Source organism: Rhizobium grahamii CCGE 502 (assembly GCF_000298315.2).
Taxonomy (GTDB): domain Bacteria; phylum Pseudomonadota; class Alphaproteobacteria; order Rhizobiales; family Rhizobiaceae; genus Rhizobium; species Rhizobium grahamii.
This window is the reverse complement of the sequence record NZ_AEYE02000027.1, coordinates 1-22,614: the sequence shown is the minus strand read 5'-3', so window position 1 is coordinate 22,614 and position 22,614 is coordinate 1. Positions and strand designations below refer to the sequence as shown.

Below are 22,614 nucleotides of genomic sequence, written 5' to 3'. Positions count from 1 at the left end.
CGGGACAGCGCGCGCTTCGTAAACACCGTCGTCACGTTTCATAGCGCCGAGCCGCGGCCCGATAGGACGACCGAGGCGCCTTTCCGCGTCAGTTAAGTAGGTCAAGCAGCTTGCCCCGCATGCAAGAGCCGCTGCATGTCAGACAAAGCGAACAATCGGCGCCAGGGGGCCTTAACGGAGCGAATGTGTCTGTGACGGACTGGACGCATGGCGTCCGAAGCGTCTTGAAACGGCCCTTCTTGACGATGGACGCCGACCGTTTCGAAGCCTTGCGGACGCGATCCACTCCCTTCAGAATTTTCAACATATGCTGTGCTTCAATAGCTTCCATCGTGGCGAAAGGAACGCCATCGAGCCGAGCCGGTTCAAGCGTCGCCTCATCGATGATTGACCAGCGCTCGCCTTCTAGGCGCAAACGGTATTCGTCGGCCATAACCAGCCCCCTGTTCAGACCAATCAAGTTTGAACGAAAGGTGGGGGGCCGGCTATTTATCAAATAGGGCACCTTTCCCGCTCGAAAGTTGTATATGTATCATGCCTAATTCACATGCCCATTGCTACAGATCTTAAGAAGTGATCCGCTGGTCAATGTGGGTGCTGCTGAAACGCGAAGTCAGCTCTGGGTGCAAGCGAGTCAATGTGGTCCACGGTCCACGCTGTTAGGCGACATCCAAACTGGCCCCTTTGTCGCGCGTTAGTAGCGCGACCGGCTGTTGGGCATCATGATAGGCCGCGTAGTTCTAGTCATTCTCTTCTGAGAAGTCCTCATGGCGCTTCTGAAGTTCGTCGAGGTTCATCACCAACGCCAAGTCGTCGGCGAGTTGCGGCCTCAGGCGACATAGGACGTGGCCATACAGTTCGGCCGTGTCTCCGGTCTCAAATATCGATAACCGAGCAGGAACCGTCGTAGTCCACCTTCACGTCGTACTTCCCATTTGCCACGATGAACCATCCTTTTGCGTGTTGGTATTGATACGGCCAACCCTCTCAAGGGACGAATGGTTGCGATAGCGCAAGCTGGCATCAACCCATCAGCCCTGCGGCCCTTAGCGCATCCTCAATTACCTTCTGAATTCCGGACGTCGAATGTTCGGCGGCTGGCGCGGGACCCCCTTTTGCCATGTCGTGTGGAGCTGCTGTCTTTGCGGGCTGGCGCCGTTCAAACGACGGTGTCAAACCCCAGGAATGGGCGATCAGCCTCGTTGATGAGACACCGACGTCAACCATAAATGGTGCTGCATTCTCGGTTCCGGTCGACACGTCGAGTGGCGTGCCGTGCGACATTCCAGTGATGCGATATTGCTCGATTGCAACTTGCCCACCGCCGTCTTTCCATGCAGTCCTTGCCAGCCCATCCTGCAGGTTCGTCACGGACGCTGGTCCAACAATGTTCTGAGCCGCCATCCACTGTTCGACAATGGCATCTGCATTTGCAAGCGCTACCGTACGGTCTGCGGTTCCATGCCATACGGACACTGTCGGCAGGGGTCCGTGGTATTGCGAGGCATCGCGCAACGTCCTCTGCATCACAGAGGTGGTCGGAATGCCATGTCCCCGCATCCGGTCAAACGCCTCAGGAATGGTTCCTGCCACGCCGTACGGAAGGCCCGCAATGATAGCTCCGCCGGCAAATAATTCCGGATAGGTCGCAAGCATGACATTCGCCATCGCGCCACCCGCGGACAGTCCGGTAATGTAAACCCGTCTCTGATCGATCGGATGCTGCCTGCACACAGCGTCGATCATCTCAGCAATTGATTTCGCTTCTCCTTGGCCTCGTTTGATATCATCTCCAACGAACCAGTTGAAACACAGGTTGGCATTGTTCGCGCGGGACTGTTCCGGATAGAGCACGACGAAGCCGTATTCTTCTGCGAGTCGGGACCAACCACTGGCGTAGTCGTAGCCCGCTGCTGTCTGCGTGCAGCCATGAAGTACGACGACCAGCGCCGCTTTATCGGGAAGGTCTGTGGGAACGTATACCTTGGCTGCCAGCACTCCGGGGTTCGCACCGAAGGCCGACAACGGGGTCAGGCGGTCGACCGGAGGCGGCAAAGGCGCACGTGCGTGGAGTTTGGATAGACGGGCGATGGTGTCGGAGAGCGGGCGCAAGCAGGTACCTCCATGCCACCCGACTGAATGTGAGTGGGCACCCTATAACGAACGGGCGCCAAGATGGTTGCTGCATTGCACAATATTTCTTTTCGGTGAGTGATGGCGGTTCTCAGCCTTTTCCTGTCCGTCAAACAGAACGACCAAGTCTTGTGAAAAATTCAAGTTGCAGACTTAGAAGATGATCAACACTCAAACCAGCCGACATTTTGAGAAAGGCAAAAGGAATGGAAATCATCGGGCTGGACGTATCCCGGTGGACAGCATGGGGTATGCCCACGGCACTTAATTTCCGGAGGTCGGGTCCGAAACAGAGGATGAACTGTCGTCCGCGTAAGGACCGATAAAGGAATAGACGGGTGGGGTGAAATCACGACGCTCGTGACCCTCTATAGACAGGCGCGCAGCCCTCGCATTATTTGAATCCTATGAGAAATCAGGAGAGCCGACGGTGAACTGAGGAAACCGCCAGCTACCAGGCCAATGAATCCTAACGAACCCGGTGCTTTGCCGTATATTGACCAAAATGTCGGCAGTTGGCGGTTTCTGAGGGCATTTGGCGGCTGAAGGCGCACTTTTGAATAATTGCAGAATGCACACGAGGCGCAGGGTGCCTTCCACCTCAGCATTCCCGATTTATCCGGTAACGGCAAGTCGCCGTTGAGTAAACGTAATACAGTGGGAGGACCGTTATGAACCGTTGGCGCGCCGCGGGGCGCGATCTCCTCGCTCCGGATTGTCCGAACCGAGACTGCGTGTACCTCACAAGATGTAACGGCGAACTGGGCAGGTGGTCGATTTAAAGAGAGCGTCCCGACGACATCCTTCACCGCTGTGTGAGCATTAGCTCTTCTTGGCTAATCAAGACGAGAAAAAGCGACTCATCCAATCGTGAGACCACGTCGCCGTCTTCCGTCAGATAATCGATTTTTGTCGGATCGAGGCCGGTGTTTCCCAAAAGGTCGGTCCTCATCTGCTCGATGACGATGCAGGGCCTTCCGGCGTGATTGGAGCACTGGAAGCGGTTTGTCTCCTTGTAGAAGGGCATCGGACTATCCTCCCTGTAGAGATGGATGGAATAGCAATTGGCCACTGCAATTTCGGGATGCGACAATAAACGAGTTAAAATGGGCGGAGGAGCGAAAAGTCAACAGAACCGTGACCAATTCTGTCCGGTGAAGCGCCGGTCGAGCCTCCACGAAATCATTGCGATCTGGATCGTACACCGGGCTTTTGCGATCCACTTGGGCGGCTTTTGCAAGGAGGGTTTGGTAAGGCTCTAGAATGTGGTCTCCTGTACGAGCCACCACACCGGAAGCAACGCCAAGCCAATGGCAACGAGCCAAACCGATGCGAATTTCAGAAGATACTGCAGTCTCGTTCTATTCTCATCCCACGCATACAACATAGCGAACTCCAAAGCCCCGCCGCAAGAAAACACTGCTGGGCGATGGAGTCGAGTGCAGAACGGCAACACTCAGCATTCCCTTTCTTCGAGCAACGTCCTGAAGCCAAAGAAATAAGCGGCGAGCCGGCACTGCATGAAGCTGCACAGCGCTCTCGCACAACAGTAAATTTGATGCGGTGGCACCCACCTGTTACGCGCGAATGCTACCGGTTGCTATACGCTGCAGTGTTTCGTCCCTAAGTGCAAACTGGTAACGCGGTAGAGGGCCCGCTTCGTCACTAAGCCCTCGTCCCCCGACGGCAACTAACGCGGGCGATCCCCGTGGCCGGGGCGAGGGGCTTAGGCAATCCCCTGTTGGTTCGTGGCTTTGTCGACGGAACAGTTTCTTGTCGGGAAGGTTAATCCTCCCAGGAAAAACACTATCGGAGGATATATCAATGACTCTATTGAAGAGACTTGCTATCAGTTCAGCCGTGATGGCGACCAGTTTGATCGGCGTCAATTCACCTTCCATCGGACAGGATCTCGAGTTTCGGGTGGGGCCAGGAGGCGTCGGAATTCACGATCGTAACCAGGACCCCGGTCGCAATTGGTCCGATCGCGCCGGTGGCCGGCGCTGCGACCCTGACGATGCATTAGACAATGCGCGGGATGCCGGATTCCGAAGGGCCCATGTTGTTCGGATCTCGCCAAGAAGCGTTGTTGTTGAAGGTATGACCCGTCGCGGTCCTGACCGGATCATCTTCGCCAACGTCCGCGGCTGTCCCGAGGTCTAGTTCCTTGCAAAAGGTCTAATCCCACTGGATCGCATGGGGTAAATCGTCATCATGGTGTGCGATGACAACGGGCTGTATGCCTACTGTCAAGCCCCATTGCGATTCCCGCCGTAGGATTAGTGGCGCTAAACTAGATTGCAATTCCGCTTCAATGCGGAAAGCGTTTTGCTCCAGTCGCCACAGAAACGCGGCGTGACGAGGCTTCGAGCGCGGAGACAACAGGGGCCGTTTCAGTCGGTCGATTTCTGTGATGCCAACGGCAGGCCGGCGGCGTGACATCGCGACCCAGATGTCAGTAACCGACTGGTGCGCGTATGTTTCCTGCAGCCGGATATAGATGGCCGACAGGCTGGGGTCGAGGGATAGTGCCTGACGCACCAACCGATTTGCCTCCACGTCTTTGCCGCATGCGGCCATCGCCGCGATCTGGTAGACGAGGGTGCGCCTGGTGTGGAAGGGCAGAGTCTGAGAATGCGTCGGAGCGAACTGAAAGAGGTGACGGTCACTCAATTCCGTGACCCAGTAGATCCGGAACGGCTCGAGAATCCCCTTTAGCCGACGCTCGCCCATGTCTTCGAATCCGCAGGGCGCAACCCTTCTGGCTGGTCGTAAAGCAGTCCTGAAACCTCGATTGCCCCGGGCGGCGCGGAGGCCTCGATGCGTGCGGCGATGCTCACCCCGTCGCCGCGGGTCCGAGCCTGCAACAACCACATCTGCGACGTGGAGGCCACCGCATGTCAGCGTCGCCTGATCCAGGGAGCGCGGCGATCTCGGCACGCGCCTCGATGACCCCCAAGCGCGTTCACCGGACTTTCGAACTCGGCAAGCAAGGCGTCACCGCCGCGCCGAAGACGCGGCCGTGATGGCGCTGGATGACCGTGCGGACGTTGTTCAGAACCGCGTCAATCCGTGATATAGCTTCTTCCTCATCCGACTCCATTGCTGGGGTGGATCCGACAAAATCCGCTACCATGATCGTGGCCAGCTTGCGCTGCATTCACTGATACCTCCTGCAGCAGGTCCTGGCGCAGTGTAGCACACGGCAGCCCCGCATGCGGCGATTTGAAGCCCGTTGCTCGATTTGGCGGTCCGCTCGATAGGTGCTGCTGGTCACCACGACCAGGAACGCACTCCCGGCCGTGCTGAGGCGCGGACCCCGGGCGGTAAGTCGTTGAGCGTTTGACCCCGGGCCAATCGCGTTGGCGCTTTCGCAATCAGAGAAGCGAAGACCGTAAGGGGTAGCAAGAGCGTCTCATCCTCAGTACAGTATTTAAGGGTCTCTTGTCGCTTGCCAGCATTTGTTGTGAATGCCTCGGCCGTGAATTGTCGCATGAAAGGTAAGCTATGGAACAGCCTTCTGGGGATGGTCCGCTGAAGATCAAATGGGATGACGTCGAACGTACGACGATCGACGGGATATTCATTGTCGATGGAAAATCGGTGCTCGTCAGCAAAAGTGCTATCGACGTGTGGCGTAAACGTCCTGACGCAACCTTCAACACGAGGACGCCGCTAGGCGACTTCGATGAGAAAATCGATCTTGTGCTTTGGGATCAAGAAAATCCGCCGAGTAAGCCGTGACTGTTGGCAATATCTGCGCTCACCCGGCTCGGATTGATCAGTTGCGATTGGAGTAGCCCGACATAGTCGCACGCGGTCCCACCATTGTTTAAGCTCGTCCTTATCAAAGTTGGTTAGAGCTTGGACCTGTCGTCTGAAATCTCTTCCAATGCCACGCCTGCGAGCTCCTCGTTCAGGAGGGCAATATCGCCGAGCGACAATATCCCCGCTATTGCGCCGTCCTCGTCAAAGACGAGAAGCCGCCGCATCTGAAGGTCGGACATTCGTGTCGCTGCTTCCCGGAGTTCGTCGCTCTCGAGACAGCTTTCGATTCCCGTCGTCATGATACTGGTTATCGGCCCTTCGGTGTCCATACCTTCGGCAACAGCTCGAATGACGATATCTCGGTCCGTAACCATCCCGAGCTCGTCTCCATCTATGACGGGGATAATCCCGGAATCAATCTCCGACATCATTCGCGCGACTTCGCGAATGCTCGTCTCGGCAGAGGCAGTTATCACCTGTCTGGTCATGACATCGCGAACTTGCATATTTACCTCCGTCTCCTTCACAGGATCCTAACCGCACAGAACGAATTGAGTTCCATCTTTCGACGAGCAGCGCTCAATCGAGCTCGCCTTGACGGGGGAACGCAAACAGGTGAGCAGAGCGAGCCTGACCCACGAATGCAGCTGGCAACGAGGCCCTCAGGTTATTCACAGGCAAAGAATGGTGAATGGTACCCACCACGGCAGCTTAACGCAGCTTCGGTCGAAGCAGGTTTGGTTGTGTTATCGAAAGCGAACATTCGCTTCGAGATCGTCGGCGCCATCCTCGACGCCAGTTAATCGGCCAAGAAGCACAATACCTTGGACGCTGAGCGCTTGAAGACTTATCGTATGCACCGACCCAAGCACACCACGAGCCGGGATGCGTCCTGTTCGGCCGGCTTCCGCCAACTCCTCGGCAATCCGGACACCCGACTGGCAACTTCCGACCACCAGCACCACGCCATCGGGGAGATCCGAATGGCTGCGGTAGCCGGAGGCGTCGATCTGGCGAAGGACGGACGGTAACGCAGCGGCCCAAACTGGGCGCACGGGACAATCCAGACTGCCGCTTGCGACGATCACATTGCGCGCTGAAACCGTGCCGCGTGAGGTAGTGAGCCGATAAGCGCCATTCTCGTGCCCGAGTTCGCTCACAGCAGTGTCCGGTTCGATCGGGAGCGCGTTGCGCCTGGCGAAGTCCTCGAGGAGAGCGACAAACTGGCCACGCGTCAGGGCACCGGATGGATCCTCGCCCTCATAGCAGTCGCCTGGCATGACGGTTTGCACGTTGGGGGTACTCATCCGAAAGGAATTCCATCGTTGCGTGCGCGGGTTTCCCCCAGGCGGCCCCGCTCGAGAACGCTATGGCGCAATCCTCTTCGTGCGAGCCAATAGCTGACGCCCCGCAAAAGACGTATTCGTCAATGAACACGGATGCGTCTGTTTGGGCCGGCGTCGAGGCCAAGGACTGATCCACGCAGCCCTTGGCCAAGGATCTTTTCGACCCTGCGCCGCGGTTAACCGCCCGGGATCGACGCGCGGTTATGATGACGGATTGGGGGTTCCAGAGATATTCGTAAAATGTCGTATTCTCTCAGTTCATCAGGAAAAGCCTAGCCCGTTCCGCGGAGCAGCGGCCGTCAATGCATCGAAAATCACACTTAGCAGGTGCCAACTAAGTCTTTTTGCGGAAGCCATCGCTGTTCGGCCGTGGGGCGCTCCAGTGCCGAGGGTGCCTTAGAGATCAGGCTCATCGTCACCGAGGAGTTCCGACCACGCATTTTGGAATTGCGGTTTCTGACTGGGCGAGGGGAGAGTAACCGACACGTCTACACCAGCAAAAGAGATCCCGGCAGAAGGAGGCGCGATTGTGTAAGAGCCTCCGAATTCCGCTACTAAATCGGCAACCGCATATCGTCGATGATACGGGACATTTTTAAGGTGTAAAGTACTGCCAGAAGGTTGTTTCATTGACGCTTTCTTCTTGCGGGGGAGGATGAGGGCTGGTCTGAACCTAGTAGATTGGTCAACCGGCCAGATTGTCGCTCTACAGCCTTCATGCTACGTCTCCTGAAACGGCTCATTCTCTGCCTCTTAGCCCGCTATAGGCGAGCAGTCGATCATAGTAGTCCTCGATTTTCCGGATGGATTCCCGGCCTTCAGCTTCATAGCCCTGGTGCAGTAGGTGCCGTTGGGCTACGTTAGGGCAGTGCCCGGCCCAAAGCCATTGGTCCTTCTTGAGTTCGTATGCCTGAAGCTGGATCATCCCCACAACAACCTCCCCGTCATACCCTGACCAGTCGTTATCGGTTGGCACGTCTCGCTCGTCGACCTTCGTTCGGCGCCATTTGCTATTCGGCCTGGTACTGGGTCATCGGACGGTGTTTGCTAGGAGAAGAAGGTCAGGCGCCTTGTTTATGCAGATGCATCCGTTTGAGGGAACAGGAACGTGCCTGACGCTTCTTCTCCCACCCCCGAACGGCGCCGTGGTCGAAATGTTCCCAACGTCATGAACGTAAGATCATGTTGCCGACAGCCGCATGATGTCGAGCATTGGTGTTGTCGCTTCCACGACGAGCGATTTGAGATCGACCCGGACAGGCAGCCGGCCCCGCCGGCCCCAATAACGACGGCGTCGAGAACTTCGGCACCACCATTCATTTGGCGTGATCTCATGATCGTCATCCCCCACCGATCCCCGCGCGGCATTAAGCCTTGTTCACGCTATTTTAGCTCAGCGCAGCGGAGACGCGCTCGACAATTATCGGACGGACAACAGCCGACGCAGCTGCTTGCCACTAAATCTTTATCAAGCGACATCGGAATGAGTCCCCTTGGCGTCATATAAAACTGGCCCCCTGTTGCATTACATGTTCGCCGCTTTTCGCGTAGCCGATAGCTGTCACCTCGGATCGTCATGACACATGGCTATGGTGAAGGAGGCGGTCGAGTATCGCGGTTGCGGCGACTGGGTCTTCAAATACAGTGCCCCATTCTCCCACGCTTCGGTTGCAGGTGATGAGGATTGCTCCTCGCTCATAGCGCCTTGAGATCAACTGGAAGAACAAATGGGCTGCGTTTGGATCGAACGGCAGGTAGCCCAATTCATCGACGATGAGCAGTTTGGGCTTCGGGTGACGGAAAACATTTCTTACCTTAAGGCCCGCGGTCTCCTTGGCGGCCTGGCTTCGTTCGACTTCAGGCATTTCTCTCTTCACCAAAGCTTGCCCGAGCGCCAAAACGGCTGCGCCACAACAAGTTGCGTGAAGTTGGGAAGATCAAATATGCGGCCGAAGTGCCGATGTGTCGCTGCTCGCAAAAGCAAGGAGTAGATGATGGATTTCGAAGCGTTTTCTAAAATCGAGCTGGACGGGCTTCACAGCGAGAGCCGTTATCGGGTTTTTGCCGATCTTCAGCGTCACCGCGGCCCCTTTCGCGCTTCAAGCGACGTACGGCGGCGGACGGTCCGAACAACATCGTTGTCCGGTGCTCCAACGACTGCCTCGGCATGGGTCGGCACCCGAAGGTGGTCGAGGCGATCAAGAACGGATCACTGTGTGCCGTAGGGAGGGAGGCACCAGGAATATCTGGCGCCACCCAGTACCACGTTCTGTCGTGGTCGGTGAGGCCGCCAAGTGCAAGTGGATCTCCGATCTGCCGCTCGACAATTATGGCGTGTACGTGCAGCCGATCAACTGACAGACCGTCCCGAAGAAGACCAAGCGGCTGCCCATCACCCCGACCCCGCTGCACAGCGATCCCGACATCGGGCATCTGGTCGGGGCGCTGCATGCGCTCTGGTCGCGCTAACTCCGTGTGCCCGCTTATCGAACGACGAGCGTTTATTGCTGGTAGCAGTTGCCAAGCATCACGCGTTGTCCTTAAGCTGGCTTGCTTATGATCTCGGTCTGTCGATCGAACTTTGGCAAGATGAACTGGGAATGACCATGAAGAGAGCCCTGATCGCAACATCGATAGCTGTCGCCGTGCTTGCGGTCGCAGCAACATACGCGCTGCCCTCCTTCAAAGCGGCCGAGCAGTCTCAGAAGGTAAGCTCTCCTTGAAGGGATCAGGTTCCTTTTGTCCTATGAGATGCGCCATAATAATGGACCGCCTCGCACAATCCTGATTGAGGTTCTTTTTCAAGCGCCACACTGAGCTTGCCCACCATTTATTGTACCTGGTAGCGAAAAATGGCGCCGAATTGTCGCTAACGACGGATGGGCGATGGGGCTCAGTCGCGCGGAGAAGAACGTACTAGCGGCGTTTCAGCGCTCCTTCGCGGCTGGGAACATTATCGACGCAACTACGCCGGAAGACTTTGCCAAGGCGACGCTGCCGTATTTCGCAGAAGCGATCGCGCTCTGTCCAGCTACTGAGGATGCTATTTTGACGGGGGAGGGGTTTCGGGCGAAGAGCGCTGTGTCACTGGCCCCAAAGCTGCCGTGTTTCGGAGTGAACCTTCTTCGGGGCGACTCAGGGGAGGAGCACGCGCATGTTTTCAACGGGCGATTGGACATTTGGCCTCGAGATCTGGCTGCCAGGGATTCCAAATCCGATAGACATAAGGGGAACAGACGAAGCATCCGCGCTATTGGCCGAAAAATGGCCGGTCACATTTGGGTCTGCGTTCGAACGCGCTCTCAGCACCTGCGCTGCGGTGCTTGACGGTACGATGCCGCCAGACAGTGCGAAGCGGGCCCTTATCGATGCTGCCGAAGCCGTTGGCATCCCGTGGATGGATCGAGTCTATCATGTGCCATCTCGAAGTGATGTGGCAGCGCGCAGCTCTTCCATCAACTACAGCCACTAGATTTTGGCGGTGTTAGGTCAGTGGCGTCGGCCTACCCTGGGCGGAAGGGAGTATGAGAACAATGCACTTCCTTCTGCGATGAGTCTCGGGAAACTGACGAACGTGGCTAAGTGCCTAAAAAGGTTCGACGAGCGGTATCACACCGCCATCACCAGGTTTAAGGATCGCAAGCGACGAGTTTCGGGGAGCTCGAAAAACCAGGTCTTAGTGGCGCCGGTTGGGACCTCAATCAACCCCGCTCGGAAAAGAGCACCGGTAAAGTGGATGGCTCTCTCCTCGAGGACCAGCACATTGGAAAACAACCAGGCGACTAGAGAATTCGAGTTTGCTCTAATCTCGTGCGAGCTTCATTCTCTTCGGCCTTCAGTGCGTGAATTGTCGAGGCAACGGAAAAGATAAACATTGAAGCGATGAGTGCGGTGGCCAATGTGAGAAGCATAAACATTTCATATTCCCGGATGATTTGTTTCGTGTTCGGGAAAGCCAAATTAATGCATGCAGCTCTCGAACAGAACCAAAACGCCGTTGCAAGCGTTCGGGTTCCCCAATGCGCACCCCAAACCAAACTCAGTGAAGCTCGGCCCTCTGATTGACAATGCAGGTCGCCGGCACGCCGCGATCGAGTTTTGATCCACTCAGCTTCGGCCAAGTCGGACTTTGCAAACTCAGTGCCTGACCAACGTTGCTCAGCCTGATTTTAGGAGGAGATCGCCTCCTGCCAGCGATCAAGGTCTTCGGGAGGGGGCGTCTTGTTCCGCGCCTGCCTTCTCGGCGCGAGCACCACTGCGCAGTCGGCCGGAAGACCCCAACGATGCTGCAAGTCCATGGGCCGGCGCCCGCTTCCACCATAGTTCATATCTTCGCTGGACCATTCAACGTTCCATTGACAATCGCGCGGCGGGGCGAGCAAGGGATCGGGCCGGCTGTGGATTGAAAGGTCGTGACCTAGATTGACTAGAAGCAGACGCTGTTCCTCTGGATTATCTGCGAAAAACCGCAACAGCAATGCGGATCTATCCAAAATGCTCCCGTCGACAGCGCGTCGTCCTTTTTGTCCGCCGAAGATGTGGTTCCGCCGCAGCACAAGAAGGTCCCTATGAAGCGCGACGAGGTGCTCATTTGCGACATATTCGTCCCACTTCAATTTCGATCGTTCAAACGTCAGCCGATCGGACGGCAAAGGCATGTTATTCTCAAAGTCAGGATCCTTCAGGCTTGGAAACTGTTTCAAGAACTCAATCCGCCCCCTGCGTACCTGATCAATCATCTCCCCGCGACTATCGGCGAAGTAGTAGAAAGGTGTTGTAGCTCCAAATTCCTGGCCTTGAAAAAGCATGGGTGTCTGAGGACCAAGGAGGAGCAGGGCGGTCAACGCCCGCAAGCGCGCCGGTGACGTAAGTTGATTTACTCGCAAACCTCTTGCAGAATTCGCGATCTGGTCATGGTTTTGTAGAAAATGCACAAAGCATTCAGGGTGAAGATGAAAGCCGGGGGTTCCTCGGGGTGCATTCTGCCAATCATAGCGCTGACCCTGAAACAGATAGCCATATTTCGCCGCTGATATAAACTCTTGTGCGTGACCGCGGTGATCGTGGTAATAGGCTTCCATTTTGCCAGTTGCCGCCACCATGGCCGAGTGATGGAAGTCATCATTCCAGGCTGCATTTAGGCCCATCCCTTCCTCCTCGATCGCGCGGAGAAGTCCCGCGTCCTGCGGTTCGTTCTCGGCCAAGAGGTAAATCGATCTCCTCCCTCCCGCCGCGCGCGCCTCCCGGGAGATCAGTGTGACGACGTGTTCCGTGCTAGCATCAAAGAGCGCCTGTGTGGCGTCCAAGCGCAAACCGTCGAGGTGGTATTCATCGATCCAGTACGCTGCGTTCTTTGATATGAACTCACGCACCCCTTGACAATTTTCTCCGTCGAAGTTGACCGAGCTCCCCCACTCGTTGAAATAGCGGTCCGTAAAGTAATCGGTTGAAAAGGCGCTAAATTTCTCGCCAACTCCGAAATGGTTGTAGACAACGTCGAGAATGACACCGATTCCAGATTGATGGGCGCTATCGATAAACGAACGCAATTCATCCGGGTGACCGTACAGGCGGGTAGGGGCATAGGGAAGTACCCCGTCATAGCCCCATCCGAACTCGCCAAGAAACTCGTTGAGCGGCATCAACTCCAAGCATGTGATGCCGAGGTCCTTCAACAGTGGCAGCTTGCCCGCGGCGGCGGCGTAGGTTCCTTCCGGCGTGAATGTCCCGATATGCATTTCATAAAGTACCTGCCCATTGGGGGACACACCTAACCAGTCCGTTGCCTGCCATTGATAAGAGCTGGAATCTACGAGCATTGACGGGCCCGACGGTCCTTCCGGCTGAAAACGCGATGCTGGATCGGGTAGACATTCCGGCTCGTCTCCAAGCCGGATCTGGTAAAGGGTACCAGTCTCCAAAGCATCGACCTCCAGGGAAAAGTAGCCCTCTTCCTCCCGATACATCGGGTATTCCATGCCCGACCCCAGAACGATCGACGCAGTTGGGTGGTTTGGTGCCCAGATACGGAATGATGTAACGCCATTAACGATCTCGGCACCGATTGGATATCGTCTCTTCGAACTTCCCCTCGCTCCGGATGTTAGTTTGCTTTGCATTTGTCTGACTTCCTCCCAGGCGTTCTGGCCAAGGAAAACGTCAGCAACGGTGCGTTGTTCCGGAGTAAGACGTTAGTCTGCGAGTATCGCGAAAGCCTCATAGGGAGACATAGACAACGATCCCCCAAGTTCCCCTCTGTCAGAATAATTGGTGATAAGACACTTCCCTGTTACCTGCAGCTCATTCGGCAGCTCAATCGTAATTTGCCGCGCTGAAAAATTGGCGAATACCAGCACAAGCGATCCATCAAGACTGCGGGTATAGGCGAAGACATCCGGGTGACTCTCAAGGTGGGATTGGTATCGCCCGTAGACGATTACGCGGTGTTCTTTGCGAAGACGAATCAACTTCCTATAGTGACTCCAGATCGAGTGTTCGTCAGAAATTGCGTGCTCGGCATTGATGATCGTGTAATTTTCATTTACTTCGATCCACGGGATTCCGGTCGTAAATCCAGCATTGGCACCGTCAGACCATTGCATCGGGGTACGGGCATTGTCGCGACCATTTTCATTGGCGCCTTTCAGGAACTCTTCCGGTGACATGCCAGCTTCGAGGTGTAACCGGTGCATGTTGAGAGTTTCGATGTCACGATACTGCTCAATCTTCGTAAACGGCACATTGGTCATTCCAATTTCTTCACCCTGGTAGATGAATGGTGTGCCTTTGAGGAGATTAAGGACCGTCGCGAGCATTTTCGCAGACTCGAGCGGGAAACCCTTCGCGTCACCGTATTTCGACACGGCGCGCGGCAGGTCATGATTGCCCCAGAACAGGGAGTTCCACCCGTCGTCCGCCAAGGCAAGTTGCCATTTGCTGAGGACAGACTTGAGCTTGCCTAGGTCAAACGGACGCGATCGCCACTTACCATAGATTTCGTCCCACTGTTGCGTCACGTGTTCGAACTGGAAGACCATCGATAGCTCGTGACGTTCACGCCCCGAATAAAGCAATGCTGAGCCTGGGGTAGCGCTCCAGGTCTCACCAACAGTAACGACATCCCTGTCGCCGAAGGTCATATGGTTCATCTCCTGCAGATAGTCATGGAGATGGGGGCCGTCGGTGATGATTGATTGATCGACGCTTTTGCCGATGTAGTCAATGACATCCATCCGAAACCCGCTGATCCCGCGATCCAGCCACCAATTCATCATTTGGTAAATCTCGGACCGAAGCAGCGGATTTTCCCAATTCAGATCAGGTTGCCGCCGAGAGAAGAGGTGCAGATAGTATTGCCCGCAAGAGGGATCGAAGGTCCATGCAGAGCCGCCGAACGACGATGTAAGTCCATTGGGAGGCCCCCCACCGATAGCGGGCTCGCGCCAGATGTAGAAATCGTGGAGGGGATTTTTGCGAGAAGATCGTGCCTGTTGGAACCATGGATGCTCGTCCGAAGTGTGGTTTACAACAAGGTCGAGAATGACACCCATTCCGCGATGGCGTGCTTCGCTGACAAGAAAGTCGAAATCGGCAAGTGAACCGTACTCGGGAGCGATGTTTCGGTAGTCGGAGATGTCGTAGCCATTGTCGTCCATGGGCGACGCGAAGATCGGGGAGAGCCAGAGGAGGTCAACGCCGAGGGCCTTTAGGTATTCCAGTTTGCTAGTAATTCCGGGCAGGTCACCAATTCCGTCAGCATTACTATCGGCAAAACTGCGTGGATATATTTGATAGATCGTTGACTGATGCCACCACATCTGAAGCCCGTGCTCGCCACTCATGGGTCATCCTTCACTGGAGGTTGTCACCACCTGCATCAAATGCAGGTCGCCCCTTCACAAACGCCGATAGATAACAGAAAAACCTCATCGAAGTTCCTGCGATTTTTTTGACGTGGACAATGGCCGCAGAACGACAATCCCCATTCAAGGAATGCCACGTAAGTTTTGCGAACCTTTGGCGTGATTGAAGTTACGATAGCGCACTGCCTCAACCACATGTCATTTGCAGGGCTCAATAATCGATGCTCGCCCTAAGTTGCGTCGGCATCGGGTCTTGCCTTCGCCATTTCCTGCCATCGCGCGCGAGCAAGGCGCGTTAGTTGTTCTTCGTCATGAACGCCTTCTTTGACCAATGCCAACAGAAGTGCCGCAATTTCAACGGTTGCCATTCTATCGCGCACCACCCCCTGCTCGCGGCAGAGTGTCTTAAGCGCCTTCTTGACGAAGGAGAAATTAATAATGGGTCTCGCGCCGGAACAGGACATTTTCCCGCTGCAAGGGTCATAGTCGACTACATTATGATTTGGTAATGCGCTGCCCTCATTTGCATTCTCGTTGGTGACGGTGCCGGCGTCGTCTTCGTTGATGGCGACTTCTTGCAAGCTGCCTCCCTGTTGTTCTTGATGACCAATGGCGCGATGAATCATCAAAAGGGTAGCACTGTAAGCGAAGCCTAATCAACCTGAGTTATCAATATGTTTGCACGCTCCGATAGGATTTCGCTTCGATGCAATTTAAGAGATAGCTTGGGCGAAGTGGGCTGCAGTTGCGTCATGGATCATGAGCGACAGCGGCAGGACGACGGGTATGCGAGATGGCTTACATTTGCATTGCACCGACCACATAAAGCGACCGCTCGTGTAAACATGTTTTTGGGTCGTCCCTTCCAAGTCAGATTGGGAGTGGCTCCGCCCCCGGGAGCCCGTTGTTGTTAGTGCTTGCTAGGAGGCGACCAAATTTACTGTAATGCCTCTGTGCCATCGACCTCCGCAAGGGTCGCATAAATAGGCGCAGAGAAGCGTGGGTCATCACGCTTGACCAAAAGGTAGTCCCGACCGTGCTCGGAGGTCTTACAGCGTTCTTTGTGGCCTTTCCCTAGAACCGTCAGGCTTGCGCCGTGTCGAAGCGATAGGTTTTTCATCCGAACGCCGACAAGTTCGGAGACCCGCAAGCCTCCGGCGAAGCAACGATGCATCATTGCCCGGTCGCGGATGCCAGATCGCGTCGCAAGATCGGCGCGTTAAGCACCGCGCGGACCTCTTCCATAGTCAAATGACAAATAAGCTTCTGGTCATGGCGCTTGGTCGGGTCCACGGCGCTCCGCTCAAAGCGGGGCGCCCTCATTCGATCACATAGCCCAGCGCGCGATAACCCAGGCGTCGCTTTGCGGCCATCCGGGCCAGAACGGGAACGGTGCTGTCGACATAATCGACGACCAAGACGTCTCTCTTACCATCATGCTGGCGATGCAGACGGGCGACATACTGCGCCAAAGTTCCCTTCCAGGCGATCGGCATGGTCAGGAACAACGTGTCGAGCCTGGCGTCATCGAAGCCTTCCCCGATATAGCGCCCTATCGCAAGTATCAGGCGCTCATCATCGTCTGCGACATTCAACGCCGTGTCGGCTTGCTTGCGATCCTTCGCCGACATGCCACCGCGCAGCACCACCAGATTTTTTACAAACGGTGAGAACTTCTGCTGGAGATAGTCGAGGTGGTCCTTCCGCTCGGTCAGAACGATCAGTGAGCGCTTGGCTTCAAGAGACTTCAACACATCATCGAAGATAAGTTCATTTCGCCCGCGGTCCTGCGCAAGGGCTGCATATATCGCGGGCATTGACGGGCGCTCGGCCAGGACCAGAGGCGCCGGCAACTCAAACTTCGTCGAACGATCACGGGCACGGTGGTGAATACCACGCTCGGCAGCTTGTACTCTTGCATCGACCCGATGGCGAACGGGGCCGCATTGCATGAAGATGATTGGATGATGTCCGTCCTTTCGGGCGACATTGCCGGCATATATCCGGAATTGCGGGCCTTTGTCGGAAGGGTTCTCAATGCGGGGAAATGCGGGGCTTTGACGTTAAGGGCCAGGGTGCGGATGGAACCGCTAAAGCCATTTTCGCTGGAGGTAAAGGTACCGATAGTTGCCATGCTGTTATCCTTCGTTTTGGGCAGCGCCCGTCACGGCCCCGATGGGTTCACCAAGACCGATGAAGATCGGGCCGCTCACATGAATCCTACCTGCGCTAAAGCTCAAGAGAAGTGGGTAACCGCCGAGGCATCTCTTAGCTTCGTCGCGCCCCTGGCGGCCGTCCCGCACCCGATCGCGGCGCTGCGTTCGGGGTGAAACAGAAAGTAAGTGCTGGCGCCGGTCGGTTCGCGCCAGCTTACCGTTGCCCTCCTCAATGTCACCTCAGCCGAATTGACGAGGGTAAGGGGAATATGACATTACCAACGCTGGCGGTATCTTCTGAGCATGAACCTCGCCGATCATTTTGCTCACCCCGATCCGCGTGAAGCGGAACTGTCGCAACGCCTACTGGAACTGGGGCTCGACCTCAGCCGGCTCGGCGTAATGGCGCGAAGCGCCTTGGAAAACGAGAAAAGTCTTGCGACAAACGCGAGGCGATCCCCGGCGATGCTGGCCGTCCGGCTGTTCGTCTGGTACGTCACGGAAAGCCAGCATTTCGATCCCAATGTTCTTTCACGGCCCGGCTCCATCGGCCGATCCATCTTCACGATGAGGAGATGGGCTGCTGGAGATCCGATATTCGCAGCCCACGTTGAACTGGAAATTTCGGCGTTGAAGTATTTTCTCTATGAGCTGTTCCAAACCATCAAGGTACCTCCAACCATGATCATCGCGGCGCAGGAGCGTCTCCTGGGCGCCTGATTATCGCAGCGGAGGCAGACTTCGATTTGAACATTAAAGGATCGGAAGAAGTGCGACCACTTTTCCAGCCTCGCATGTAATCTCTAGCCACTGCCCAGGCTTTGGTCGGCTGTTTAGAAGTTTCTTTAGAAACAGACCTTGGCCGCAGTACAGCCCAGCTGTAATCGCCGCATCAACGTCAGGAAACAAAACACCTTCTGTGTCCGCAATGTAATTGCTGCCATCGCGGATATTAAAGAAAAAACGCTGCTTTTGCGGACCATTTTTCATGGTGCTGCGACTATCGCAGTTCGAAGTCCGCGGAGAGCGATGAAAAGCATGGCTTTCGCCTTTTTGCCGCCATCAACAGATCAAGCTCGATTGACGAGGGTCCGAACCGGGCATAGAGGTCTTCGGCCTCACCGGACTGAAGAGCGTACTTTTGCTGAAACTGTTCCAAGGAATATGGCGCACCTCGCACACGACGTCGCCTCTCAAACGTCCGCACGCTTTCCATCACTGCCTCCAGATGATTTCGTCCGTTTAATGAACTACAATCCAAATGGTTCCGAACACGGAGGGCGGCGAGATCAACGCAATCCCTGTCGGGAGCCGCTATGGCAAAGGTAGGTCCAGAGTTGACATGACTGGGAGGCCACCGACTATTACAAACCCCACCCGGGTGGCCTCCCTTATCCTTCCAGGAGATGAAGGATAGGTGAAGATTAGGCCCGTAGACGAGGTTAGCAATCGGACCTAGGTCTGACTGCAGCTTGGGTACGCTGACGTACGTTTAGTCAGGTGGCATGTCTCGATCCTATCGTGCGAGCGCATGACTATTCGCCCGACGTATGCTACGAGCGCCCGGAGTTAGTCCCGTTCGATCCGGCGATCTCGCTGATCGAGCGCGTGTATATGGTCATCGCTCCGAGCGTGGCTGTAGTGATTCCGTCCAGCGTGAAACCGCCGATGTTGAGCGTAGTGGCCAGCACCTTGGACCAGCGCGACGCCGGCGACTATCAGGTTGCTAGGTTGGTGAAGTCCACATTGTTCTCCTCCCAGAGACGTCCGGCGGTACCATCGAAACTCGAAAACATGGTTGCGATCCCGTCGCCTTGCCGGACCGAGATAAGGATCGAGGCTGCGGCCGGTCATCGCACCGATAGCCATGTTGTAACCGGTATTCCGCGATGTTCTTTGATTGTCTTCCCACAGATGAATGTCATCTTCTCCGTCATCTAAGGGAGATGCCGTGTTAAAAACGCGCATAGCTGATATTCCGGATTTACAGTTTTCCCGCGGTGTACCACCGGTTATTAGGAAGGACCGGATCGATTTAACGGTCCCTTTGTGATGCGCGATGCCTTGAACGGAGACATGATGCAAAACATAATCATAGCGGATAACCATATGGAATCCGTTGAAAGCGGCGCCAAAACGATTGCTGTTCGAGTTGGATACTGTTCCATCGAGCCGGGGCCGCTTGAAATCCGTTCTGCGAGTGGGTTCTGGCCGGCGAGCAGGGTGCATGTCGTTTCGGTTCAGCGGAAGGCAATTTCATCATTGAGTGCAGACGAACTCAACCAGAGCGGAGTTTCGACCAGCGACGCTATGGTCAAGCTGTTCCTGCCGGCTTTTCCATGCCTGTCTACGGAGTCGGATGTGACTGTCATCGGTTGGAAGGCAGCCGCCTGAAAAGCTCGTTGGAATGTATGCCGAAAATGGATGGCGTCGATCCAGGCTGGAAAATACCGAAGGAACTGGAAGGCAACACGATCGTCAATGCAACGCCGATCGATGACCTCCAGCGGGCTATCGCCGAGGCGCAAGGCATAGTTCCAATCGGTAGCCGCGAGGCCTACGCGCTCAACCGGCGTCATGCCCCTTTGTTCAAGAGGCGACTCGCATGACGGGTCGGGAAGGGTCCAGGGCCCTTCCGCGAAACGTGACAGGCGATGCACCCATGATTCGTTTGAAGGCACGGCTGAAGGATGCCTCTGACTCATAGCCCAGACGCTCAGCGATTGAGCCAACGCGCTGACCCTCGAGAAGCCATTGATGTGCTTGATGCATGCGCATCCGTGCAACATACCGGGCCGGGGTCTCGCCAACGACCTTAGAAAATCGCTCGGCAAAGGCGGACCGCGATGCCCCCATTTTTCGGGCAAGTTCTTCCACCGTCCAGTCATATGCGGGGTCGAGGTGAATAGCGGCGAGAACCCGGCCTATCTCCGGATTCCGAACAGCGGCCAGCCAACCGGAGGCGTCTCCGCACCCATGCTCCACCCATGTTCTGATGAGTGTTGCAGTCAGGACGTCGGCGAGACGAGCCAATATCCCTCCAGCGCCTACGCGGTTCATGTCGACCTCACGCATCATTGCCTCGAGAAGGGCAGGGATCGATGGCTCATTCGCAGCGAGGTCACTTGTCCGCATCACCTTCGGCATCAACTGCAACAGCGGATGATGCTTATCGACATTGAAGCGGAGGACGGCAAAGAATAGGAGATTACGGTTGTCGGCGCACGGACATTGCAAATCGACGATGCCGTCACAGAGCGGTTTGCGTGGTAGACTACCGACCGGCGTCGGATCCAGCCCGGGCTCGCTGGCAATCACATGTGCGTCGCCTCTCGGCAGCAGCACCGCGTCGCCGGGCAGCATTTCTGCCCACTCGCCATTCGGGGATTGAAGGTGCGCCTTGCCTGCCGCCACAAAGTGAAATTGCGCTTCTTCCTTGGCTGGAAAAGCTGTCGCCCAAGGCGCGGACGGCTGACATCTTCCATATTCGACGCCATCCAAGCGCAAACCCCGCATCATTTCCGTCAATGCATCGCTCATTGCTCTATCCGTTGTTTGGACGAATAATCAAATATTTTGTCTTTTCTAGCATAGAAACACCGTAGCGGCACGTCTAGCCTTCAATGATCAAACGTTGGAGATAGATTATGAACGTCAAACCTGAAGCCAGTGCCTTCGAGGTGGAAAGCAGGAAGCGCGATGCTCATTGGCCAGGCGTTGTTTCTCTCGGCCTTGGAGTGTTTGGCCTTGTCACTGCGGAATTCCTTCCAGCCAGTCTTCTTACACCGATATCTCACGATCTGGGCATCAGTATTGGCGCGGCGGGGCAGTCCGTCACAATGACAGCTGTCATCGGCGCGATTGCGGGTCCTGCCGTTGTCATTGCCACCAGCCGGCTTGACCGTCGGCTAACGCTCTGGGGACTGACCACGCTCCTGATCATTTCAAGTTTCCTCGCAGCTGTCGCCGGTGGTTTGGCCACACTTCTGGTAGCGCGAGCAGTTCTCGGAATTGCACTTGGCGGCTTTTGGGCAATGTCATTGGCGCTCGCCATGCGGCTTGTGCCTGAGGAGTTGATGCCAAGAGCGATGGCGGTGATAATGACAGGTGTGTCGGTTGCAACGGTCTGCGCCGCGCCGGTCGGTGCATGGGTTGGGGAGACCTTAGGCTGGCGCGCGGCGTTCCTGATCGCAGCCACAGTGGGTGCCATCGCGCTTGCGGTTCAGGTTTTCGCACTGCCTCCCATGCCATCCATGGGCGGTGCCGGGCTGGGTACGATAGCGGGCGTCTTGCGACGGCCCGCAATTCGAATCGGCTTAGCCACTATACTTCTGGTTGTTTCGGGTCACTTCGCAGGCTTCACGTTCATCCGGCCATTTCTCGAAACGGTGCCTCACTTCGGAGTCCAAGGGATTTCGGGTGTTCTTCTCGCCTTCGGTATTGGTGGCTTCCTCGGCAATTTCATTGGGGGGTACCTGGCCGAACGCAATACGGGTCGGGCGATTGCCTTCGCGGCAACCGGTATTGCGGCGACGACCCTTGCATTGGCTATTGTTGGCGCTCATCCGACGATCGCGTTCATTGCAACGGCATTATGGGGTTTCGCGTTCGGAGCTCTGCCTGTGAGCGTGCAGAGCTTCGTGACGCAGGCGGCGTCCGATGAAGCCGAGAGCGCAGGAGCATTGATGCTGACAACATTTCAGATTGCCATTTCGAGCGGCGCGGCGATTGGCGGTCTGATTGTCGAAACACAAGGTCTGGAAGGCGTATTTGGCTTTGCGGCTATCGCGGCGCTTTGCGGATCCGCGTTGATCGGCGTCCTCGGTCGGAGCACCGTTCGAGCGATCTCATGAGCATCAGCGGCCGGATCACAGCAATCATATAGCCGGAGCCCAAGCATGTGCTTTGTTTCTCAGTGCGAAGTGATGTCAGAAGATGTGATCCATACCCGTCCATCATATGCCAATTGGCCCTCTGAGAACTTGCGATCGGCAATACACTCATACATGGGAAGATAACGAAGGATGCCTTGGATTACATCACCCTCGTCAGCAGGCAAGGCATCGTCGCTGATGCATACGGTCTGATGCAGACTACCCTCAGTCATGACCAAGACGGCATGACTGCCATATAATCTGATTTTGCCGGGCACGGTTGCGAGAGACATGGCGTCCTCCTAGAGATTTCCGGAGAGTATTGTTTCGCCTTCCGGACGCTAAGGTCACATGGTTAACGAAATGTTAACTCTGGACAATCCCCTCATCAGGAGAGGTCGCACGTCAAAAAGGCGCATTGCAGTGCGGTTTCGTCGAGACCAGGAAGCGTTCATGGGGTCGATGCGAGGGCTGG

The 22,614-nt window shown here is 55.9% G+C and carries 22 protein-coding genes and 5 pseudogenes; 9 read left to right on the top strand and 18 right to left on the bottom strand.

The window, feature by feature from the left end:
• Positions 1–1,023: 1,023 nt before the first annotated feature.
• Both RGCCGE502_RS21205 and RGCCGE502_RS21200 read right to left on the bottom strand, forming a co-directional pair.
• Positions 1,024–2,112, bottom strand: a complete 1,089-nt coding sequence (locus tag RGCCGE502_RS21205) for an extracellular catalytic domain type 1 short-chain-length polyhydroxyalkanoate depolymerase (RefSeq protein WP_016556244.1) — start codon at positions 2,110–2,112, stop codon at positions 1,024–1,026.
• An 826-nt stretch (positions 2,113–2,938) separates the two neighbouring features.
• A complete protein-coding gene (locus RGCCGE502_RS21200; protein WP_016556243.1) occupies positions 2,939–3,160 on the bottom strand; it encodes a hypothetical protein in 222 nt (73 codons plus the stop codon).
• Positions 3,161–3,996: 836 nt separating this feature from the next.
• Here RGCCGE502_RS21200 and RGCCGE502_RS38205 point away from each other — a divergent pair.
• Entirely contained in the window at positions 3,997–4,296 is a 300-nt protein-coding gene (locus RGCCGE502_RS38205) for a hypothetical protein (protein WP_016556242.1), read from the top strand.
• A 15-nt stretch (positions 4,297–4,311) separates the two neighbouring features.
• Here the strand turns inward: RGCCGE502_RS38205 and RGCCGE502_RS35665 are convergent, their stop codons facing one another.
• Both RGCCGE502_RS35665 and RGCCGE502_RS37775 read right to left on the bottom strand, forming a co-directional pair.
• Complete coding sequence (locus RGCCGE502_RS35665; RefSeq protein ID WP_019280244.1) at positions 4,312–4,866, bottom strand: hypothetical protein; 555 nt, start codon at positions 4,864–4,866, stop codon at positions 4,312–4,314.
• Between the two features lie 232 nt (positions 4,867–5,098).
• Entirely contained in the window at positions 5,099–5,293 is a 195-nt protein-coding gene (locus RGCCGE502_RS37775; protein ID WP_019280242.1) for a hypothetical protein, read from the bottom strand.
• A 347-nt stretch (positions 5,294–5,640) separates the two neighbouring features.
• Here RGCCGE502_RS37775 and RGCCGE502_RS21185 point away from each other — a divergent pair, with 347 nt between their 5' ends.
• Entirely contained in the window at positions 5,641–5,877 is a 237-nt protein-coding gene (locus RGCCGE502_RS21185) for a hypothetical protein (protein WP_016556241.1), read from the top strand.
• Between the two features lie 113 nt (positions 5,878–5,990).
• On the opposite strand, the gene RGCCGE502_RS21180 is transcribed toward RGCCGE502_RS21185, so the two are convergent.
• The 3 genes and pseudogenes from RGCCGE502_RS21180 to RGCCGE502_RS35655 all read right to left on the bottom strand — a co-directional run.
• Entirely contained in the window at positions 5,991–6,407 is a 417-nt protein-coding gene (locus tag RGCCGE502_RS21180) for a CBS domain-containing protein (protein WP_016556240.1), read from the bottom strand.
• A 240-nt stretch (positions 6,408–6,647) separates the two neighbouring features.
• Entirely contained in the window at positions 6,648–7,208 is a 561-nt protein-coding gene (locus RGCCGE502_RS21175) for an NAD(P)-binding domain-containing protein (protein WP_244441773.1), read from the bottom strand.
• Between the two features lie 1,422 nt (positions 7,209–8,630).
• Positions 8,631–9,037, bottom strand: a pseudogene (locus tag RGCCGE502_RS35655) (ATP-binding protein); the annotation flags it as partial.
• A 463-nt stretch (positions 9,038–9,500) separates the two neighbouring features.
• Here RGCCGE502_RS35655 and RGCCGE502_RS39270 point away from each other — a divergent pair.
• Together RGCCGE502_RS39270 and RGCCGE502_RS21155 are read left to right on the top strand one after the other, a co-directional pair.
• Positions 9,501–9,716 (top strand): annotated as a pseudogene (locus RGCCGE502_RS39270) (5-aminolevulinate synthase); the annotation flags it as partial.
• 685 nt (positions 9,717–10,401) lie between these two features.
• On the top strand, positions 10,402–10,719 hold the full coding sequence (locus RGCCGE502_RS21155; protein ID WP_016556235.1) for a DUF982 domain-containing protein: 318 nt from the start codon (positions 10,402–10,404) through the stop codon (positions 10,717–10,719).
• A 697-nt stretch (positions 10,720–11,416) separates the two neighbouring features.
• On the opposite strand, the gene treZ is transcribed toward RGCCGE502_RS21155, so the two are convergent.
• From treZ to RGCCGE502_RS37455, 7 genes and pseudogenes are all read right to left on the bottom strand, one after another.
• A complete protein-coding gene (gene treZ / locus RGCCGE502_RS21150; protein WP_016556234.1) occupies positions 11,417–13,366 on the bottom strand; it encodes a malto-oligosyltrehalose trehalohydrolase in 1,950 nt (649 codons plus the stop codon).
• Positions 13,367–13,438: 72 nt separating this feature from the next.
• On the bottom strand, positions 13,439–15,088 hold the full coding sequence (locus tag RGCCGE502_RS21145) for a glycoside hydrolase family 13 protein (RefSeq protein WP_016556233.1): 1,650 nt from the start codon (positions 15,086–15,088) through the stop codon (positions 13,439–13,441).
• A gap of 251 nt (positions 15,089–15,339) precedes the next feature.
• The gene (locus tag RGCCGE502_RS35645; protein WP_016556232.1) at positions 15,340–15,690 is read right to left on the bottom strand and encodes a hypothetical protein; all 351 of its coding nucleotides are present in this window, start codon (positions 15,688–15,690) and stop codon (positions 15,340–15,342) included.
• A 356-nt stretch (positions 15,691–16,046) separates the two neighbouring features.
• Positions 16,047–16,160: pseudogene (locus tag RGCCGE502_RS38200) on the bottom strand (DUF736 family protein); the annotation flags it as partial.
• A 60-nt stretch (positions 16,161–16,220) separates the two neighbouring features.
• Positions 16,221–16,283: pseudogene (locus tag RGCCGE502_RS38990) on the bottom strand (hypothetical protein); the annotation flags it as partial.
• Between the two features lie 145 nt (positions 16,284–16,428).
• A complete protein-coding gene (locus RGCCGE502_RS21135; RefSeq protein ID WP_051158714.1) occupies positions 16,429–16,926 on the bottom strand; it encodes a DEAD/DEAH box helicase in 498 nt (165 codons plus the stop codon).
• A 168-nt stretch (positions 16,927–17,094) separates the two neighbouring features.
• Positions 17,095–17,243 (bottom strand): annotated as a pseudogene (locus RGCCGE502_RS37455) (DUF736 family protein); the annotation flags it as partial.
• A gap of 325 nt (positions 17,244–17,568) precedes the next feature.
• Between RGCCGE502_RS37455 and RGCCGE502_RS21125 the strand changes: the two are divergent.
• Positions 17,569–17,985: a hypothetical protein gene (locus tag RGCCGE502_RS21125; RefSeq protein WP_016556229.1), complete on the top strand. Its 417-nt coding sequence runs from the start codon at positions 17,569–17,571 to the stop codon at positions 17,983–17,985.
• Between the two features lie 33 nt (positions 17,986–18,018).
• On the opposite strand, the gene RGCCGE502_RS37770 is transcribed toward RGCCGE502_RS21125, so the two are convergent.
• Positions 18,019–18,255 (bottom strand): DUF6894 family protein, encoded by a 237-nt coding sequence (locus RGCCGE502_RS37770; RefSeq protein ID WP_016556228.1) that lies wholly within the window; start codon positions 18,253–18,255, stop codon positions 18,019–18,021.
• A 10-nt stretch (positions 18,256–18,265) separates the two neighbouring features.
• The gene (locus RGCCGE502_RS38195) at positions 18,266–18,481 is read right to left on the bottom strand and encodes a hypothetical protein (protein ID WP_016556227.1); all 216 of its coding nucleotides are present in this window, start codon (positions 18,479–18,481) and stop codon (positions 18,266–18,268) included.
• Between the two features lie 305 nt (positions 18,482–18,786).
• Here RGCCGE502_RS38195 and RGCCGE502_RS21110 point away from each other — a divergent pair, with 305 nt between their 5' ends.
• The 3 genes from RGCCGE502_RS21110 to RGCCGE502_RS38190 all read left to right on the top strand — a co-directional run bounded on the left by RGCCGE502_RS21110 (position 18,787) and on the right by RGCCGE502_RS38190 (position 19,874).
• The gene (locus RGCCGE502_RS21110; RefSeq protein WP_016556226.1) at positions 18,787–19,206 is read left to right on the top strand and encodes a hypothetical protein; all 420 of its coding nucleotides are present in this window, start codon (positions 18,787–18,789) and stop codon (positions 19,204–19,206) included.
• Between the two features lie 168 nt (positions 19,207–19,374).
• Positions 19,375–19,659 (top strand): hypothetical protein, encoded by a 285-nt coding sequence (locus RGCCGE502_RS21105; protein WP_244441771.1) that lies wholly within the window; start codon positions 19,375–19,377, stop codon positions 19,657–19,659.
• Positions 19,660–19,685: 26 nt separating this feature from the next.
• A complete protein-coding gene (locus RGCCGE502_RS38190; RefSeq protein ID WP_016556224.1) occupies positions 19,686–19,874 on the top strand; it encodes a hypothetical protein in 189 nt (62 codons plus the stop codon).
• Here RGCCGE502_RS38190 and RGCCGE502_RS21095 read toward each other — a convergent pair.
• Positions 19,855–20,805: an AraC family transcriptional regulator gene (locus tag RGCCGE502_RS21095; RefSeq protein WP_016556223.1), complete on the bottom strand. Its 951-nt coding sequence runs from the start codon at positions 20,803–20,805 to the stop codon at positions 19,855–19,857. The genes RGCCGE502_RS38190 and RGCCGE502_RS21095 overlap by 20 nt on opposite strands.
• Positions 20,806–20,912: 107 nt before the next feature.
• Between RGCCGE502_RS21095 and RGCCGE502_RS21090 the strand changes: the two genes are divergently transcribed.
• A complete protein-coding gene (locus RGCCGE502_RS21090) occupies positions 20,913–22,118 on the top strand; it encodes an MFS transporter (RefSeq protein ID WP_016556222.1) in 1,206 nt (401 codons plus the stop codon).
• 59 nt (positions 22,119–22,177) lie between these two features.
• Here the strand turns inward: RGCCGE502_RS21090 and RGCCGE502_RS21085 are convergent, their stop codons facing one another.
• Positions 22,178–22,432 (bottom strand): hypothetical protein, encoded by a 255-nt coding sequence (locus tag RGCCGE502_RS21085; RefSeq protein ID WP_016556221.1) that lies wholly within the window; start codon positions 22,430–22,432, stop codon positions 22,178–22,180.
• Positions 22,433–22,614: the final 182 nt, after the last annotated feature.

Coding starts and splice junctions, on each gene's coding strand:
- RGCCGE502_RS21200 (WP_016556243.1), bottom strand. CDS start 3,160: ATGCCCTTCTACAAGGAGACAAACCGCTTCCAGTGCTCCAATCACGCC.
- RGCCGE502_RS38205 (WP_016556242.1), top strand. CDS start 3,997: ATGGCGACCAGTTTGATCGGCGTCAATTCACCTTCCATCGGACAGGAT.
- RGCCGE502_RS35665 (WP_019280244.1), bottom strand. CDS start 4,866: ATGGGCGAGCGTCGGCTAAAGGGGATTCTCGAGCCGTTCCGGATCTAC.
- RGCCGE502_RS37775 (WP_019280242.1), bottom strand. CDS start 5,293: ATGCAGCGCAAGCTGGCCACGATCATGGTAGCGGATTTTGTCGGATCC.
- RGCCGE502_RS21185 (WP_016556241.1), top strand. CDS start 5,641: ATGGAACAGCCTTCTGGGGATGGTCCGCTGAAGATCAAATGGGATGAC.
- RGCCGE502_RS21180 (WP_016556240.1), bottom strand. CDS start 6,407: ATGCAAGTTCGCGATGTCATGACCAGACAGGTGATAACTGCCTCTGCC.
- RGCCGE502_RS21175 (WP_244441773.1), bottom strand. CDS start 7,208: ATGAGTACCCCCAACGTGCAAACCGTCATGCCAGGCGACTGCTATGAG.
- RGCCGE502_RS21155 (WP_016556235.1), top strand. CDS start 10,402: ATGTTTTCAACGGGCGATTGGACATTTGGCCTCGAGATCTGGCTGCCA.
- treZ (WP_016556234.1), bottom strand. CDS start 13,366: ATGCAAAGCAAACTAACATCCGGAGCGAGGGGAAGTTCGAAGAGACGA.
- RGCCGE502_RS21145 (WP_016556233.1), bottom strand. CDS start 15,088: ATGAGTGGCGAGCACGGGCTTCAGATGTGGTGGCATCAGTCAACGATC.
- RGCCGE502_RS21135 (WP_051158714.1), bottom strand. CDS start 16,926: ATGCCCGCGATATATGCAGCCCTTGCGCAGGACCGCGGGCGAAATGAA.
- RGCCGE502_RS21125 (WP_016556229.1), top strand. CDS start 17,569: ATGAACCTCGCCGATCATTTTGCTCACCCCGATCCGCGTGAAGCGGAA.
- RGCCGE502_RS37770 (WP_016556228.1), bottom strand. CDS start 18,255: ATGAAAAATGGTCCGCAAAAGCAGCGTTTTTTCTTTAATATCCGCGAT.
- RGCCGE502_RS38195 (WP_016556227.1), bottom strand. CDS start 18,481: ATGGAAAGCGTGCGGACGTTTGAGAGGCGACGTCGTGTGCGAGGTGCG.
- RGCCGE502_RS21105 (WP_244441771.1), top strand. CDS start 19,375: ATGGAATCCGTTGAAAGCGGCGCCAAAACGATTGCTGTTCGAGTTGGA.
- RGCCGE502_RS38190 (WP_016556224.1), top strand. CDS start 19,686: ATGGATGGCGTCGATCCAGGCTGGAAAATACCGAAGGAACTGGAAGGC.
- RGCCGE502_RS21095 (WP_016556223.1), bottom strand. CDS start 20,805: ATGAGCGATGCATTGACGGAAATGATGCGGGGTTTGCGCTTGGATGGC.
- RGCCGE502_RS21090 (WP_016556222.1), top strand. CDS start 20,913: ATGAACGTCAAACCTGAAGCCAGTGCCTTCGAGGTGGAAAGCAGGAAG.
- RGCCGE502_RS21085 (WP_016556221.1), bottom strand. CDS start 22,432: ATGTCTCTCGCAACCGTGCCCGGCAAAATCAGATTATATGGCAGTCAT.